Origin of the sequence: Exiguobacterium sp. KJ 601 (genome assembly GCF_027161185.1) — a bacterium.
GTDB lineage: Bacteria > Bacillota > Bacilli > Exiguobacteriales > Exiguobacteriaceae > Exiguobacterium > Exiguobacterium profundum.
Genome location: NZ_JADHZG010000001.1, coordinates 1,101,286 through 1,118,129, shown reverse-complemented (window position 1 = coordinate 1,118,129; position 16,844 = coordinate 1,101,286). Strand labels below are relative to the sequence as shown.

Annotated in this window: 17 protein-coding genes; 4 read left to right on the top strand and 13 right to left on the bottom strand. The window is 47.3% G+C overall.

The window, feature by feature from the left end; genetic code table 11:
• Window positions 1–18: 18 nt before the first annotated feature.
• The 7 genes from IRJ25_RS05725 to IRJ25_RS05695 all read right to left on the bottom strand — a co-directional run bounded on the left by IRJ25_RS05725 (window position 19) and on the right by IRJ25_RS05695 (window position 7,448).
• A complete protein-coding gene (locus IRJ25_RS05725; protein ID WP_159562399.1) occupies window positions 19–1,782 on the bottom strand; it encodes an ABC transporter ATP-binding protein in 1,764 nt (587 codons plus the stop codon).
• Complete coding sequence (locus tag IRJ25_RS05720) at window positions 1,772–3,526, bottom strand: ABC transporter transmembrane domain-containing protein (RefSeq protein ID WP_031423496.1); 1,755 nt, start codon at window positions 3,524–3,526, stop codon at window positions 1,772–1,774. The genes IRJ25_RS05725 and IRJ25_RS05720 overlap by 11 nt, the downstream gene beginning before the upstream one ends.
• A 125-nt stretch (window positions 3,527–3,651) precedes the next feature.
• Window positions 3,652–3,885, bottom strand: a complete 234-nt coding sequence (locus tag IRJ25_RS05715; protein ID WP_012726454.1) for a YneF family protein — start codon at window positions 3,883–3,885, stop codon at window positions 3,652–3,654.
• Window positions 3,886–4,010: 125 nt separating this feature from the next.
• Window positions 4,011–6,002: a transketolase gene (gene tkt / locus IRJ25_RS05710; RefSeq protein WP_074036867.1), complete on the bottom strand. Its 1,992-nt coding sequence runs from the start codon at window positions 6,000–6,002 to the stop codon at window positions 4,011–4,013.
• A 199-nt stretch (window positions 6,003–6,201) separates the two neighbouring features.
• A complete protein-coding gene (locus IRJ25_RS05705; protein WP_031423491.1) occupies window positions 6,202–6,435 on the bottom strand; it encodes a DUF896 domain-containing protein in 234 nt (77 codons plus the stop codon).
• A gap of 60 nt (window positions 6,436–6,495) precedes the next feature.
• Window positions 6,496–7,140: a YneB family resolvase-like protein gene (locus tag IRJ25_RS05700; protein ID WP_031423490.1), complete on the bottom strand. Its 645-nt coding sequence runs from the start codon at window positions 7,138–7,140 to the stop codon at window positions 6,496–6,498.
• A 71-nt stretch (window positions 7,141–7,211) separates the two neighbouring features.
• On the bottom strand, window positions 7,212–7,448 hold the full coding sequence (locus IRJ25_RS05695; RefSeq protein ID WP_074036863.1) for a hypothetical protein: 237 nt from the start codon (window positions 7,446–7,448) through the stop codon (window positions 7,212–7,214).
• 203 nt (window positions 7,449–7,651) lie between these two features.
• On the opposite strand from IRJ25_RS05695, the gene lexA reads away from it, so the two are divergent.
• The 3 genes from lexA (at window position 7,652) to IRJ25_RS05680 (ending at window position 9,779) form a co-directional block, all read left to right on the top strand.
• Window positions 7,652–8,272, top strand: coding sequence for a transcriptional repressor LexA (gene lexA, locus IRJ25_RS05690; RefSeq protein ID WP_214781342.1), 621 nt, complete (start codon window positions 7,652–7,654; stop codon window positions 8,270–8,272).
• Complete coding sequence (locus IRJ25_RS05685) at window positions 8,272–8,712, top strand: metal-binding protein (RefSeq protein WP_269317886.1); 441 nt, start codon at window positions 8,272–8,274, stop codon at window positions 8,710–8,712. The genes lexA and IRJ25_RS05685 overlap by 1 nt, the downstream gene beginning before the upstream one ends.
• Before the next feature lie 191 nt (window positions 8,713–8,903).
• A complete protein-coding gene (locus tag IRJ25_RS05680) occupies window positions 8,904–9,779 on the top strand; it encodes an AraC family transcriptional regulator (protein ID WP_214781344.1) in 876 nt (291 codons plus the stop codon).
• A gap of 89 nt (window positions 9,780–9,868) precedes the next feature.
• On the opposite strand, the gene glnA is transcribed toward IRJ25_RS05680, so the two are convergent.
• The 4 genes from glnA to hflX form a co-directional block, all read right to left on the bottom strand.
• Window positions 9,869–11,209 (bottom strand): type I glutamate--ammonia ligase, encoded by a 1,341-nt coding sequence (glnA, locus tag IRJ25_RS05675; RefSeq protein WP_031423481.1) that lies wholly within the window; start codon window positions 11,207–11,209, stop codon window positions 9,869–9,871.
• 47 nt (window positions 11,210–11,256) lie between these two features.
• Window positions 11,257–11,661, bottom strand: a complete 405-nt coding sequence (locus IRJ25_RS05670; RefSeq protein ID WP_031423479.1) for a MerR family transcriptional regulator — start codon at window positions 11,659–11,661, stop codon at window positions 11,257–11,259.
• A 92-nt stretch (window positions 11,662–11,753) separates the two neighbouring features.
• On the bottom strand, window positions 11,754–13,052 hold the full coding sequence (locus IRJ25_RS05665; RefSeq protein WP_264092595.1) for a methionine gamma-lyase family protein: 1,299 nt from the start codon (window positions 13,050–13,052) through the stop codon (window positions 11,754–11,756).
• Window positions 13,053–13,054: 2 nt separating this feature from the next.
• On the bottom strand, window positions 13,055–14,302 hold the full coding sequence (gene hflX, locus IRJ25_RS05660; RefSeq protein ID WP_031423477.1) for a GTPase HflX: 1,248 nt from the start codon (window positions 14,300–14,302) through the stop codon (window positions 13,055–13,057).
• A 101-nt stretch (window positions 14,303–14,403) separates the two neighbouring features.
• Between hflX and IRJ25_RS05655 the strand changes: the two genes are divergently transcribed.
• The gene (locus IRJ25_RS05655; RefSeq protein WP_269317885.1) at window positions 14,404–15,408 is read left to right on the top strand and encodes a site-specific recombinase; all 1,005 of its coding nucleotides are present in this window, start codon (window positions 14,404–14,406) and stop codon (window positions 15,406–15,408) included.
• Between the two features lie 84 nt (window positions 15,409–15,492).
• On the opposite strand, the gene IRJ25_RS05650 is transcribed toward IRJ25_RS05655, so the two are convergent.
• On the bottom strand, window positions 15,493–16,053 hold the full coding sequence (locus tag IRJ25_RS05650; protein ID WP_214781348.1) for a histidine phosphatase family protein: 561 nt from the start codon (window positions 16,051–16,053) through the stop codon (window positions 15,493–15,495).
• 34 nt (window positions 16,054–16,087) lie between these two features.
• The gene (locus tag IRJ25_RS05645; RefSeq protein WP_269317884.1) at window positions 16,088–16,681 is read right to left on the bottom strand and encodes a GNAT family N-acetyltransferase; all 594 of its coding nucleotides are present in this window, start codon (window positions 16,679–16,681) and stop codon (window positions 16,088–16,090) included.
• Window positions 16,682–16,844: the final 163 nt, after the last annotated feature.

The following is a 16,844-nucleotide window of genomic DNA, read 5'->3' as shown; positions in this document are numbered from 1 at the left end:
ATAGGTATCCTTTCCAAATCAAGACATCAGACGTTGTCCGGATTGCAGTTCATACATCTTTTTGTACAGTCCGTCTTGTTTCAATAACTGTTGATGATTGCCGCGTTCCACGATTTCACCACGATGCAAGACCAAAATTAAATCTGCATCTTGAATCGTCGACAGGCGGTGGGCGATTGCGATTGTCGTCCGACCACGACGCATCCGATCGAGCGCGGTTTGTACACGCTCCTCTGTTTCGGTATCGATCGAGCTCGTCGCTTCATCGAGAATAAGCACTTTTGGATTACGTGCGACCGTACGGGCAAATGCGAGCAATTGACGCTCCCCGCTTGAGAACGTCGCTCCACGCTCTCCGACGACATGGCCATAGCCAGCGTCCAACTTTTCAATGAATGTATGCGCTTGGACGAATTCAGCAGCTTCACGCGCGCGCTCAGAATCGATGACTGGATTGAACAGCTTCAAATTCTCTTCGATTGTTCCCGTAAATAAGAATGGGTCTTGTAGGACAAGCCCGACTTGTTGACGAAGCTCTTGCTCCTCGAACTGTTCGAGCGGTTGCCCATCAATCGTGATGCGACCTGATTCATATGGATAAAAACGTGTCAACAAATTGATGATTGAACTCTTACCGCTCCCAGTATGACCAACGAGCGCAACCGTCTCACCTGGTTTAGCAACGAAAGAAATCTGTTTCAACACGTCAACTTCTCCGTCGTAACTGAATGTCACATTTTCGAACCGAACTTCCCCATCAGTGATTCGTGCTTCACCAGGCATCTGTTTACCTGGAGCCGGTTCATCCGTATCTAAAATTTTGAAGACACGGTCGGCCGATACGACGGCTTGTTGAAATTCGCTTAATCGTTGCATGATATCAAGCACGGGACGGAAAATACGTTCAATATAGCTGATGAAAGCATACACGACCCCTACTTGAACTTGTTCACTCATCGAGAGTACCCCGTAATAACCGAGCAGACCGATGATGGAGAAGGCGAGAAGCAATTCGATAATCGGGCGGAGTAACATGCTATCGAGTTTTAAGTTCCGATATCGTGCCTCCTGATGCGCTTCGTTCGTCTCTTCGAACTGACGAATGAGACGCTCTTCTTGACGAAATTGTTGAATGATGCCCATCCCATTGATGGATTCGTTCAACTGGGCGTTGAGTTGTGACAACAAATCCCGCACTTGCGCGAAATATTTCGTCGAGAAACGACGATACGCCCAAATGATAAGCCAGAAGAGAGGCAACAAGATGAGTCCCATCGTTGCGAGCGGGGGCTCCAAGATGTAGAGGAAGATATACGTCCCAATCAACTGAACGGCAGACTGAACGAACGTACTCATCACCCCGACATAGAGCTCTTTTACGGCCTCCGTATCATTCGTGATACGCGATACAAGGACTCCCGCTGGTGTGCGGTCAAAGTAGGCAAGTCGCATCCCCATAACGTGACGGAAGATGTCCATCCGAATGTTTTGCACAATTTTTAAGGCGATTTTTTGAAAAGATATGGATTGCAGATAGTCAAATACAATCGCCGACAAATGAAGCACCATATAGACAGCAAAAAGAGCGATGACCCAGTTCGTCGGGTAGACACCTGGTGTGACGAATTCATCGATAAACACTTTGATTAGAAACGGCCCTGCCAACTTTGCACCTGTCGCAATCAAGAGAAATACGAAGGCAACACTTAGCGGTTTTCCGTACCGTTTCGCGTAACTGAGCAGGCGCTTGATGACTTGCCATTCTTGGACATCATGTTTCATCGTGTCCCCCCCCTTCTACAATCGCTTCAAGTTGCTGACGATCATATGTCTCACGATACCAGCCCGTCTCTTGAAGCAATGCCTCATGGCGACCTCGTTGAATGATGTTTCCGTCCTCAATCACGAGAATCTCGTCAGCGTGTTCTACAGCCGAAAGACGATGTGCGACAATGACGCGCGCCTGATCTGGATTACCGACTCGAAAATGCTCGATAATCGACTCTTCCGTTTTCGCATCGACCGCAGATAGGGCATCATCTAATATCAATACATCCGCCGCTGTCATGAGCGCCCGCGCGATGGAAATCCGTTGTTTTTGTCCTCCTGATAATGTGACTCCACGTTCACCGACGAGTGTCGCATATCCTTCCGGAAGACGGACAATATCTTCATGCACCTCAGCAACCTTAGCTGCTTCGATGATTTCTTCCATGCTCGCTTCAGGCCTTCCGAACGCGATATTGTTCGCAATCGAATCCGAGAACAAGAAATGATCTTGTGGAACGACCGCAATTTTATCCATCAGAAGTGATTTTTTCACTTGGCGGATGTTGATCCCACCGATTTTAATCTTTCCATCTTTCACATCATACTCACGCGTCAATAGACGGACAATCGTCGTCTTCCCTGCACCTGTTCTGCCGACAATCCCGATTGTTTTTCCACGTTCAATCCGAAAATGGACATTGTGGAGCACAACGGTCTCATCATAGGCGAAATTTCGAATATCGACCTCCACCTCTGAATGAGAAAGGGTCGTCGCAGCCATGCGGTCGTCTTGAATCTCAGGTTTGACGGCGAGCATTCGCTCAATTCGGTCGTAAGACGCGCGTCCACGCTCCACGATATTGAACAACCATCCAAAGGCTAACATCGGCCATGTCAACAGTGCCAAATAAGCTGTGAAGCTGACAATCTGTCCAATCGTCAATTCGCCTTGTTCAATCAAGACGGCTCCATACCCGACCGAAAGGATATAAGACAATCCGACAATTCCGAAGATGGTCGGGTCGTATAAGGCATCAATCTTCGCGACTCGTACGTTTTTCGCCATGACTTCACTCGATAAGTTCTCAAACGATTCCACATCCCGATCGACTTCCCCCGTCGACTTTAAGACACGGACGCCACTGACGCTTTCCTGCACTTTGTCATTCAATTCTGAAAATGCCGCTTGGGCGACCCCGAATCGGCTATGTAACATCTTTCCATATCGCGTTGTCAAAGCGACCATGATTGGTAACGGTAGTAAGGCAACGAGCGTCAATTTCCAGCTGATTGTTGTAATCATCGTGATGATGACGAACGTCCCAAGTGTCACGCTATCGACGAGTGTTAAAATTCCCGCACCGGCCGTCATCGATACGGCTTGTACATCATTTGTCGCATGGGCCATCAAATCACCGACCCGTGACTTTTTATAAAATCGCTGATCAAGATCTGTGAAATGCCGATATAGTTGGCTACGAAGCATTCTTCCTAGACGAATCGATGCGCCGAAGATAAAATAGCGCCAAAAGAAGCGGGCGACATAATTTCCAATCCCAACAGCAGCAAGTCCCCCTAATAACAGCCAGAGTGTGTCGGACGAAAGCGAACCACGGTTAATCTCATCGACAATCCGTCCGATGATGCGTGGTGGAATCAGTTCTAGACCAGCCACGAAGATCAGTAAGACGATGCCGAGCGCGTACGTCTTCCACTCAAGACGCAAAAACCAAGATAATTGTTTGAATACACGAATGTGAAACGCCCCCCTTTGTCTTTAGATGAAGATTATTCATTAATCGTAGCGAAAGTTTGTTCGATTGTCTAACAAAAAGAGGAAACAAAAAAGCACTTCGGGAACCGAAGTGCTTTCGTGATTGATTATGATTTCTTTTCGTTTTTCATCTGCACGTTCATGGCGCGCATCACTTGGTTGACTTTCTTCTGTGATGGCTTTTGACCCATCTGCATCATCAACGTACGAATCATATCTTCATTGATTGGCGGGTTCTGTTCAAGGTAGTTCATCATGTATTTACGCGCGATAAAGAATCCAATCGCGATACCCCCGATGAGTGCTGCCACGACAAGAAGAATCCAGAATAATGTACTCAAGGCTTTACCTCCTCTACCATATGAAACATCGTTTTTTACTATACACTAAATTGAACAACTTCGCTAGTCGTCCAGAAAAAAAGTGACGGCCAAACGATTGGCCGTCACAACAATCTAACTAGAGATTAAAGTGATTTTACTGCATTGACGACGTTGTCGACTGACATGCCGTATTCTTTCATGAGGAGGTCACCAGGTGCAGATGCTCCGAACTTGTCGATTCCGAGTACCTTACCACCGAATCCTACATATTTGTACCATCCAAGTGTCGCACCCGCTTCAAGTGATACACGTTTCGTGACTGAAGATGGAAGGACAGATTCTTTGTACTCTGCAGATTGCGCTTCGAAGAGTTCCCATGATGGCATCGAGACGACTGCCGCTTTCACGCCTTCTGACGCGAGCTGTTCACGCGCTTCAACGAGAACGTGTACTTCAGAACCTGTACCGAGCAAGAGAACGTCTGCATCTTTCGATTCACCTGCAACGACGTAAGCTCCTTTTGCTGCCGTTTCAATAGATGTACCTTCGAGTTCTGGTAACGCTTGACGAGTCAAGACGAGAAGTGAAGGAGTCGTTTTCGATGTCACCGCTTGTTTCCAAGCTGCAATCGTTTCTTTGCCGTCAGCAGGACGAAGAACAGAGAGGTTCGGCATCGCGCGGAAGCTCATCAAATGTTCGACCGGCTCGTGCGTTGGACCATCTTCACCGACTGCGATTGAGTCGTGCGTCAAGATGAACGTCGATGGAAGTCCCATAAGTGCTGCGAGACGGACTGCAGGACGGAGGTAATCCGAGAAGACGAAGAACGTCGCACCGTAAGGAAGAACACCACCGTGAAGGGCCATACCGTTCACAGCTGCCGCCATCGCGAACTCACGAACACCGAACCAGATGTTACGACCAGCTGGGTCTTCATCGAAGTCTACCGCACCTTTGATCATCGAGTTGTTCGATCCAGCAAGGTCAGCCGAACCACCAAAGAGTGTCGGTACTGCTTTTGCGATTGCGTTCAACACTTCACCGCTCGTTTGACGTGTTGCTTTTTTCGAACCGATTTCGAAAGTCGGCAACTCGCTATCCCAACCTTCAGGAAGGTCATTGTTCATCGCGCGCTCGAACTGTGCTCCGAGCTCAGGGTGTGCCGCTTTATACGCTTCAACGAGTTCGTTCCAGTCTGACTCATATTTCGCGCCAGGCTCGACAACTTTCTCGTTGAATAAGTCATATACTTCGTTTGGAACGTAGAATGACTCGCCTTCCCATTTGTAGAACTGTTTCGTCAATTCGATTTCAGCGTCTCCAAGTGGCGCACCGTGTGATGCCGATTTACCCGACTTGTTCGGTGAACCGAATCCGATGACCGTCTTGACTTCGATCAATGTCGGCTTCGACGTCTCTGCTTTCGCAGCATCGATCGCTTTTGCGATTGAATCGATGTCCGTTCCGTCTTCGACACGAATGACTTGCCACCCGTAAGCGTTGAAACGGTCTTCTACGCTTTCAGAGAACGACTTATGAAGGTCGCCATCGAGAGAGATATCGTTTGAATCGTAAAGAACGACGAGTTTACCGAGCTTCAAGTGACCTGCGAGGGAAGCCGCCTCCGCAGATACACCTTCCATCAAGTCTCCGTCACCGCAAATGCCGAACGTGTAGTGGTCAACGACGTTGAACTCGTCGCGGTTGTAAGTCGCTTCTAAGTGTTTCTCTGCCATGGCCATCCCGACAGCCATCGCAATCCCTTGTCCAAGTGGGCCCGTTGTCGCATCTACCCCAGCCGTGTGGCGGTACTCAGGGTGACCAGGTGTCTTCGAGTCCATTTGACGGAATGATTTCAAATCGTCCATCGACAAATCATAGCCAGACAAGTGAAGGAGCGAATACAAGAGCATCGATCCATGACCCGCTGAGAGCACGAAACGGTCACGGTTGAACCAGTTCGGGTTTTTCGGGTTGTGACGCATTTTATCTGTCCAAAGTGTAAACGCCATCGGGGCAGCGCCCATTGGCATCCCTGGGTGACCAGAGTTCGCTTTTTGGACTGCATCAATTGAGAGCGTCCGAATCGAGTTAATCGCTAATAATTCTTTAGTAGTTGTTTCCACTAATTTCATCCTCTCTGTGTTAAGAAGGTTTTCTACCCGTCATATTTTATCATACTCAATCGTGTGTCACAACTAATTAATTAGTATAACACATTTGATGAAATCGTTTCCTTCTATTGCATGAAATAGCATGTAATCCGTTCGTCTGATGCGTGTTCGTGTATAACAAAAATGCACATCCTATGCGAAATAGGATGTGCATTCGGTATCACTCACCGCGATAGCGTTTTTGATCTTCTTTCAACTTCTCTGGTGTAACGTCATTTCCATCTGGATCGACGACTTTCATACCCATCATTTGTGATTTGAACGATTGACGAAACGCCTTCAAATATTCTTGACGCAAGTCTTGTTGCTCGTTCATTTCTTCTTGAGACAGTCCTTCTGTCTTCGCTTTGTTGGCGAGGAAATTGATTCGCTCCAATTGTCCTGGTGCTAACATATGACTCGCCCCCTCTCTAGTGAATTTGTTCTTATACTTTACAAAATCAGAGAGGAAGAATCAAGTTTCAGCAACCGACTGGTGCTCAAGATATCGTCGATTGACCGTTGCCTTCGAGACCTCATAACCAAATCCACGTAGCGTCGCCGCAATCTCAGCGAACGTCAAGCCACGTTCACGCAATTGGATAATCTCTTCGATTGGCACTTCAATTCGATGTCGCCCACCTTGATCATGATTTTGAATGTTGCGCTGTGGGTTAAATCCGTTAGCGACCGCACGACGCATCCCACGCGAGATTTTCGCATTGTGAATTTTTCGTTGATATTCTTCGACAACACTGACAATCTCCAATACCATCTTCTCTGCATCGGAAACGACATAGTCCGACGTAGACTGCATCGTCAGCAATCGCACGTCATGCTTCATTAAAGTATGCAAGATCGCAATCTTAGCATTCCCTCGTCCTAAGCGACTGTCGTCCGTGACGAGCACGGCATCGAGCTGAGAAGTGGATACATGGTCCAGTAAATCAAGTAGCCCTTGTCGATTGACTTCATAACCGCTCTCTTGCTCTGTGATGACATCTATGACGTCGGCCCCTAATCCCGAAGCCAGCTGCTGTAATTCTTCGACTTGCCGACTGAGTGATGTCTCTTGGGTAGACTTGTTCGTCGATACCCGGCAATAGATGACGACCCGCATCGCACCACTCCCTTTCATTGCATTCATTTGTTACGATACACAGTTTAAGATTGATTCGCAATGAAGAAAGATCACTCAGCGGCATACCATTTCATTTTTCGTTCGTTATGCTCTTCACGCTCTGCCATGATCTGTGCTTCGAGTGATTCTGCTTCGACGTACGCAACCTCTTCTTCGATTGTCCGCTCTGACGTGACGACCGGATCGACAACTTTTGGTTCCCCTCGCATTTCACCAGCCAAATAAAAAGCGAACATCCCGACTAAGAGCATCCCGACTAAAATGATTCCGTTGAGTGTATCTTTCATGATTACATTGCCTCCTGTATAAGAATATATGTTCGTTAGAACGTTTGTTCGTTTATCTGTTCTCATCATAAAACAAGAACCCGTGTTCGGTCAACACAAAAAAACGAACGAATGTTTGTACGCTCATGTGTTCTTGTGTTACACTAGAGACATAAAGAATAGGATGCGATTGCAGGTTATTCGATTATATCGAGGTGAACATAATGAAAAAAATGTCAGCGCGACAACAGCAGATTCTTGATTTCATCAAAGACGAAGTACGGGCAAAAGGTTATCCGCCTTCTGTTCGTGAAATTGGAGAAGCCGTCGGTCTTGCATCTAGTTCGACCGTACACGGTCATCTAGATCGTTTAGAGAAGCGTGGATTGATTCGTCGAGATAAGACGAAGCCTCGCGCGATTGAAATTTTGACTGAAGATATGCCGACAATAGAAGAGCAAGAGTCCGTCATGTACGTACCGGTCATCGGGAAGGTCACTGCCGGGACACCGATCACCGCCATCGAGAACGTGGAAGAGCACTTCCCTCTTCCAGCACATATCGTCGGGTCAGATAATGTATATATGTTGTCTGTCTCTGGGGATTCGATGATCAATGCAGGAATTTTAGACGGAGACCGGGTGCTCGTCCGCCAGCAGAGCACGGCCGACAATGGAGAGATTGTCGTCGCCATGACGGAAGAAGGCGAAGCGACCGTGAAGCGAATTTACAAAGAAGCTTCGAAGGTCCGCCTTCAACCGGAGAACGACGAGTTAGAAGCGATGTATTTTGACAACGTCTCGATTTTAGGGAAGGTTATCGGTGTATACCGGACGATTCATTAATGGCTAGTGGCAAGACCCATACCCGTACGAATCTCGTGGCAACCGGAGCACTCGCGGTTGCCACGCCTTTTCTTGAAATCGATGTTCCGTTCTCATTGATCATCGGTACCATCATCGGTACACTCTGGCTCTCCCCGGACCTCGATTTGAAATCAGACGCCTATTATCGATGGGGACCTCTCAAACTGATTTGGCTCCCTTACGTAAAGCTCATGCCGCACCGTTCGCTCTTCTCGCACTTACCTGCTTTGAGTGATATGATTCGGATTGCATATATCGGGTTCCCACTCGTGCTGCTTCTGCCCTTCACGGCTTACGAAGAGGAAATACGCTCATGGGTGGACATTCATGGCATGTCCTTCTTTTTAGGGCTCGTGTTTGCGACGACACTGCATACGACGCTCGACTATACTTCAACGTTTTTCAAAAAAGCGTTTTAACCAACAAAGGACCACCTTCGTGAAGTACAGAAGGTGGTCCTTTGTTTTAATTGGAATGATAACGTGTTATAGGGTATCCATTTTATGAATGAAATGCTTAAACTAATACGACCCGATCTTTCCTGCACGCAAATTATCGAGATGAGTTGGAAGAAATCCGATATTGTCAAACTATGAAGGAGGAGAATTTGATGGTAAAAGCATTAAATGAGCTGATGGACTTTATCGAACAGCACTTAACGGAAGAACTATTAGATTCAGAAATCACAAAAATCACCGGACTATCTGCTCACCATTTTAAGAGGATGTTTTCGTATATGTCAGGAATGACACTTCACACTTATATACGAAATCGACGGTTTTCTATCGCAAATGAAAAATTGGTTCATGGTTCAAGCGTAACAGAAATCGCATATCTCTATGGATATCAATCGGTCGAAGGGTTTTCCAGAGCGTTTCGAGATTGGTCTGGTCATTTGCCTTCTGAAGTCATGAAGAATCACATTCAAAAGTCGTTCCCTCGCTTCACGTTTTATATCGATATAAAAGGAGGAACATCAATGGAGTTCAAGTTAGAAGAGAAAGAAGCTTTTCAAATCGTTGGAGTTTCAAAGCGTGTTCCTATTCAATTCGAGGGAGTCAACGAAGAAATCATGGAACTAGCGAAGTCGATTACGGAAGAGCAACGGGCTCACATGCATGAATTAGGCAATTTATATCCGCATCGTGCCTTGAACGCATCGTTCAATTTTGATGACGGTCACTTAGAAGAAGAAGGTTATTTGACACATATGATCGGTTTCGCCACGACAAGAGAAATTAAGTATGACGATCTCGAAGTGATCTCAATCCCAAAAAGTTTATGGGCAATCTTCCCGAACACTGGACCATTCCCAAACACTCTACAAGAGACGATGGCAAGAACCTATGCAGAATGGTTACCTTCTTCGGGATACGCACTTCAAGACTTGCCAAGCATTTCATTTAGCAAAATAGAAACAGGATATGACAACGTATATAGCGAGGTTTGGGTCCCTGTGAAGGTTAGAGAAGAGCCGGAATCATAAAGATATCTCCGCTATTATGATTTATCAAAAAGAGTATGGAGCATCCCAAATTGAGGGATGCTCCATACTCTTTAATGTATCTCTTCTATTTAGTAGAGCGTCATGTACTGATCGCGTTCCCACTCTGTTACTTGCATACGGAACATATCCCACTCGATTTCTTTCAACTCGAGGAAGTGTTCGCCGATATGCTCACCAAGTGAGTCCATCACGACTTTGTCCGCACGAAGGACTTCGAGTGCGTCGAAGAGTGTGGCCGGGAGATCGTCGATTCCGTTTGCTACACGCTCTGGCTTGTCCATCACGTAGATGTTGCTATCGATTGGTTTAGGTGCATTCAAATCTTTTTCGACCCCGTCAAGACCTGAAGCCAAGAGGGCAGCAAGTGCAAGGTACGGGTTCGCCGCTGGGTCAACCGAACGTACTTCGATACGAGTCGAGAGACCACGTGCCGCTGGTACACGTACGAGTGGCGAACGGTTACGTGCGCTCCATGCAACATAGCAAGGTGCTTCGTAGCCTGGTACGAGACGCTTGTATGAGTTGACAGTCGGGTTACATACTGCCGTGAAGGCACGAGCGTGCTCCAAGATACCGGCTGTGAACGCGCGAGCTGTATCTGAAAGTTCCATGTCGCCGTTTGGATCGTAGAAGACGTTTGTGTCGCCTTTGAAGAGTGACATGTTCGCATGCATCCCTGAACCGTTTACACCGAAGAGCGGCTTCGGCATGAACGTCGCGTGAAGACCATACTTCGCTGCGATCGTCTTGACGACGAGTTTGAACGTTTGGATGTTATCTGCCGTCGTGACAGCATCTGCGTATTTGAAATCGATTTCGTGTTGTCCTGGTGCTACTTCGTGGTGTGATGCTTCGATTTCAAAGCCCATGTTTTCAAGTTCGATGACGATCTCTTTACGGCAGTTCTCACCGAGGTCAACTGGTGCCAAGTCGAAGTATCCACCTTGGTCGTTGAGTTCAAGAGTCGGACGGCCTGATGCGTCTTTTTTGAACAAGAAGAACTCTGGCTCTGGTCCAACGTTGAACGCTGTGAAACCAAGTTTTTGCATCTTCTCAAGGTTACGCTTGAGTGTACCGCGCGGGTCACCGCTGAATGGTGTACCGTCTGGGTTATAAATATCGCAAATTAAGCGAGCAACTTTTCCGCTGCCATCTGTCCACGGGAAGACAACCCACGTGTTGAGGTCTGGATACAAGTACATGTCTGATTCCTCGATGCGGACGAATCCTTCGATTGACGATCCGTCAAACATCATCTTGTTATCAAGTGCTTTGTCCAATTGGCTGATCGGCACCTCGACGTTTTTGATTGTTCCGAGGATGTCCGTGAATTGAAGACGAATAAAGCGTACGTCTTCCTCTTGTGCGATGCGTTTAATGTCTTCTTTTGTGAACGTTTTTCTGGCCATGGTAAAATGTCCCCTCTCACATTGCGTAATGGTTGATGTGTGCGGCGTTATCGATAGAAACGTGAAAGCTCACCTTGAATGAGCGACGTTTTATTGAAACGACCGGCTTCTTGAAGCTGTGTTTTCAACAAATGATGTAACTCTTTTTCCGAAACCTTCGGTGCTTCACTGACCGGTGCGGCCGGAGCAGATGCTTCCGCTTCTTTTTCACCTTCTTGCTCTAACATGTGGCGAATCGCCGCCAAGTTAAAGCCTTGATCAATGTAATCCTTGATTGCGAGTAGACGTTCGACATCATTAAAGGAATAAAGTCGTCGTTTCGATTCCGTCCGACTAGGCGAAATCAGACCCTGTTCTTCGTAATACCGAATCTGTCTACCTGTCAGTTGCGTCAAATCTTGGACGATTCCAATCGGAAACAACGGGTTGGAGCGACGAAATTGATCGGCCATCCTTACCCCTCCTTTTCTGTCTCACAATGTGAGAATAATATATGACAACAATCCTGTCAATAGATGTTAAGAAAGTTAACATGACAGATTAGTTACAAATGTGTCGGCCGATTTTGGTCATTGAATTCGACCAATCCTTTACCGTGTAATTGGCTCAACGCCAACATGAGCGCGACTTTTACGTGAGCATACGTCAGACCACCTTGAACGTACGCCGTGTACGGTGCCCGAAGCGGACCATCGGCAGACAGCTCGATGGAAGAACCCTGAATGAACGTCCCAGCTGCCATGATGACGTCATCTTCATAACCCGGCATATAGGCCGGCACCGGTAACGCATGGGCATTGACCGGCGATGCCATTTGGATGCTCTGACAAAACGCGATCATCTTGTCGCGGTCACGGAACGTCACCGACTGAATCAAGTCCGTTCGTAGAGTCGTATAGTGAGGATCTGTCTCGAATCCGATCAAAGACAATAGACTTGCCGTCAAATGGGCCCCTTTTAATGCCTGTGCGACTGTATGAGGTGCCATATAGAAGCCTTGATACATCTCTTGAAGCGAGTAGAGTGATGGTCCGGCTTCACTTCCGATACCTGGGGTCGTCATACGGAACGAACACCGTTCAATTAACTCTTTCGTACCAGCGATATAACCGCCCGTCTTCGCCAATCCACCGCCTGGGTTTTTGATGAGAGAACCAGCCATCAAGTCAGCCCCGACGTGCGTCGGTTCGATCGTCTCGACAAACTCACCGTAACAATTGTCTACGAACACATATACATGCGGATGTTCCGCTTTAATCCGTTCGATGGCCACTTTGATTTCATCGACTGGAATACTGCGACGATTCGCATACCCTTTCGATCGCTGAATCCCAACGAGTTTCGTCTCAGGACGAATCCGTTCGAGGACGCGGTCGATGTCGATTTCACATTCCTCTTTTAATTCGACAGTATCGTAATGGACACCGAGTTCTTTTAACGAACCGCGACCATCGCCACGAATGCCGACAATCTCCTCAAGCGTGTCATACGGCTTCCCTGTGATATAGAGAAGCTCATCACCTGGTAGAAGGACACCAAACAAGGCAATCCCGATTGCATGGGTACCGGAGATGATTTGTGGTCGACATAGCGCGAGCTCGGCTCCAAACACATCCGCATAAATCGACTCGAGGGTGTCTCGACCGATATCGTCATATCCATATCCCGTCGTCGGATTAAAATGAAAATCCGACACTTTATGCTTTTTAAACGATTCTAGGACGCGATACTGGTTGAATTCGGCCGTCTCGTCAATCCTTTCGAAAAACGGTTTGACCCGTGCCTCCGCTTTTTTTACGAACGGCGCGAGCGCATCATAATGTTCAATCTTTTCTTGCCACATACTTACACCTCAAATTGTTTTAGCGTCGCATATAGACGCGTGTCTTCTCTCATATAACCTACTAATTCGACAGAACCGTCATCTAAAAAGCTCTCTTCAAGACGATACATCGCCTCTTTGGCCGGGTGGTAGTGTTCAAACGCCGTCACCGGGAGAATGACATGGACTTTTGTCAAAATGTCCGCAATCTTATCCTCGAGAGCACCTGTCAACGTCACGATATCTTCCGAGGCAATTGCCGAGATCAATAACGGTCCGCCGACGAAGTCTTCCGTCAGACGGTCTTTCTTATTATATACCTCGAGCTGAGGCACCTCACTCGCACCGAGTTCCTCTAATACCGCATTCGTCGTATCGATTTGATTCAGATAATGTGGGTTCGATGCATCGATGACATGAAGGATCAAGTCGGCACCGACAACTTCTTCTAATGTCGAACGAAACGCGGCAACGAGTTTCGTCGGCAAGTCACGGATGAATCCGACCGTATCTGTGATCAGTACTTTCCCACCTCGCGGAAGTTCGAGCTCGCGCGTCAACGGGTCGAGCGTCGCAAACAATTCATCCTGCTCGTACGTGTCGGCATCGGTCAATCGGTTAAAGATTGTCGACTTCCCAGCATTCGTATACCCGACGAGCGCGACTTGGAATACCCTGTTTTCTTTTCGGCGTTCTCGGTAACGTCCACGGTGTGCGACTGTCCCCTCGAGCTGTTTCGTGATTTCATCGATGCGGCGCTTGATGTGACGACGATCCGATTCAAGTTTCGTCTCACCAGGACCACGCGTCCCGATTCCACCACCGAGTCGCGAAAGCTGTGTGCCTTGACCGATGAGACGCGGCAGCAAATAGTTCATCTGCGCGAGTTCGACCTGCAATTTCCCTTCGCGCGATTGCGCACGGCTCGCAAAGATGTCCAAGATGAGCTGTGTGCGGTCAATCAACTTCATCTCATCTGGATCGTTCAAGGCGATGCGAATGTTTTTCGACTGTGCCGGTGTCAATTCGGCGTTGAAAATCAATAAGTCCGGCTCGAACTGTTCGACGAGCATCGCGAGTTCCTCGATTTTCCCTTTCCCGATAAAGGTACGACGGTCGATTTGTTGACGCTTTTGGTCGAGTCTGGCAACGACTTCGCCTTGCGCTGTGTCCACGAGTTCAACGAGCTCGCCCATCGACTGTTCATATGTCCAATCATCGGTGTCAGGCAACTGACAACCGACGATGACAACTTTTTCACGTTCAATCATGTAATCCCTCATTCCATAAAGTCTCACCTTTCATCTTACCACGAATCAGCGTATAGAGAACGTCCGTTTGTGGTAGGATAAAGGAAGAAGGAGGCTCGACCATGACGAAACGAAGAAAAGACTACCCGCTCCCGGAATTTATTGAAACGTACCTCTATCATCTCGGCGCCAGCGGTCGTCAACCCTCGACGCTTAAGCGATATCGCTACGACTTGATCGACGTGCATAAATACTTTCACGACCACAATGTCGAACTCAACGAACCGACGGACTGGTTAGACGTTCCGCTCGAATCGTGGAAGACATTCGTGAATGACTTCTTAATCGAAGAGAAGCACTATCAACAGGCGACCGTCGCAAGAATCGTCACGGTCATCAATAGCCTGACCCAATTTTTAAATCCGCTTCGTAAAAAGATGCTTGCCTATTCCCAACCGGCACATACGTTGACAGTCGACCAAGTCGCACTCGAATCTGAATTCGACCGACTCGTTCAAACGATTCGTTCGACGAGAGGACTGAGTGAGAATCAGCTCCAAGCTCATCCTTATCTCGTCAATCGGAACGAACTGATTGTGACGCTTTTCTATAGATATGGATTGCGTGTCCATCACATCATCCGTTTGCGAATGATCGACTTGCATCTGGCCGATCACACCTTCGACGTGTATGATCGTCTCGGAAACCGTTTCACGTTGAAGCTGTCACAAGAAGATCAATCGTTGCTCATGAATTACCTAGCTGATATCCCGACCCCGGTACGACCACGTTGGTATTCAGAAGACCCGGTCTTCGTCTCATTCGATTTTGCCCGGATGACGTTCCGCTGGGTGTATGCGAAGAATCAACCGAAGCAATTGACGATCGTCATGATTACGAAAATGATGCGGCAGTTGAACGAACGAAGTGGCCTCGCGCGCTCCGTCACGCCATCGATGCTTCGAAACGCCCATGTGTTGAAGACATATGCTGGCGATATGACACCATCCGAGCGGATGAATATCACCTGTATGCATAAGGAATCTTCCCTCCGCCGGTATGAACAGGCGTATGAAGAGTTTGGAACTGAATTATTTGAGTCAGACGAAAGACCCGCCCTCTCGTGAAGGGCAGGTCTTGGTCTGTACGATTTCAGGTTATCTAATGGTACAAAGACAACTTGATCCTTACCATCTATAGTCAATCGATTTCTAACCTTGAGGTTTATATAACTTCTCGACACTCATCAATGTATTGTTCTCAAAAGTCGCCTTATAGATATCCGGCATGTCGAGTTCTTTCCAAAATTCATATCCATATCGCACATCAAAATAATTCAACATGAGAACCATAATATTTCCATGTGTGCCGAGCACCACTTTTTTCCCTTCGTATGTACGGAGCAGTGATATGAGAGCCTCTACCCCTCTAGATTGGGCCTGATCGTTCGACTCTCCCCCTTCCCATGCGAACGCAGGATTTTTCCAAACGGTCTCCATCGCGCTTGTAAAGTCTTTAGCTGGTTCTGAAGTCAAGGTTCGCTCTCTCAAATCATCCGACACTACAACGTCCTGTCCAAGATAATCCGCGATGCCTTTTACGGTTTGAACGGCTCGTTTGTATGGACTCGAAGTCACGATATCGATCCCCTCATCGATTAGAAGGTTTGTAATTTCAGCAACATCATGCATTCCTTTCTCAGATAACGGTCTGGCGAATTCGTCTGGTGTATAGGTAGAATGTGCATGTCTGACAAAATATATGGTTGTCATTCAGTAGTCCCCTTTTAAAATGTCTCGTCGTTGTTTACATACGATGTCCAGCCTCATCAAAAGCTTTAGAATGATGGTTTAGCTGCAAAAATTCATGTTTCAACAACCCGTAGACGACATGATCGACGTAACGGTCATACAGCCACTCCGCATCTCGAATGACCCCTTCTTCCTTAAAGCTGAATCGTTCCGGAAGTGCCCGACTCTTCACATTCTCTGTCGCGACTCGGATCTCAATTTTATTTAGTTTCAAATCTTGAAACCCATACTCGATGATGGTCTCGAGCGCTTGACTCATGATGCCTTTCCCTTGAAACTCTTGTCCGAGCCAGTATCCGATTGTGCCACATTGGATACCACGATCGATTTCGTTAAATCCAATTGTTCCGGCCAGTGCTCCTTTATACATCAAAGCGAACGATTTTGGGTGCCCGCCCGTTTCAATCAACCCTTTGATTCGTCCCTCTATGTTCTGCTTCGAGTCTTCCACCGTCTCAATATAGTCGAGCCAGCCAAGCCACTCTCGCAAATAAGGCTTCGATGCAATCGTGAGCTTAAATAACTCGTCCGCATCGTCTGCATTGAACATTCTCAGTGTGACATCATCATTTAGTTTATATTCAAGCATATAGTCCCATCCTTATCATTCATTGTTTTTTCAATTCACTTTCGTAAAGTAACCCACGTAATTGCTTTTTACCCACTACCATCAAAGCTTGTTGAATCATTCCACTCTTCTATTATGACAATTTCACCCATATGATAAGTTTACAGAATTAATCAAATTTTGT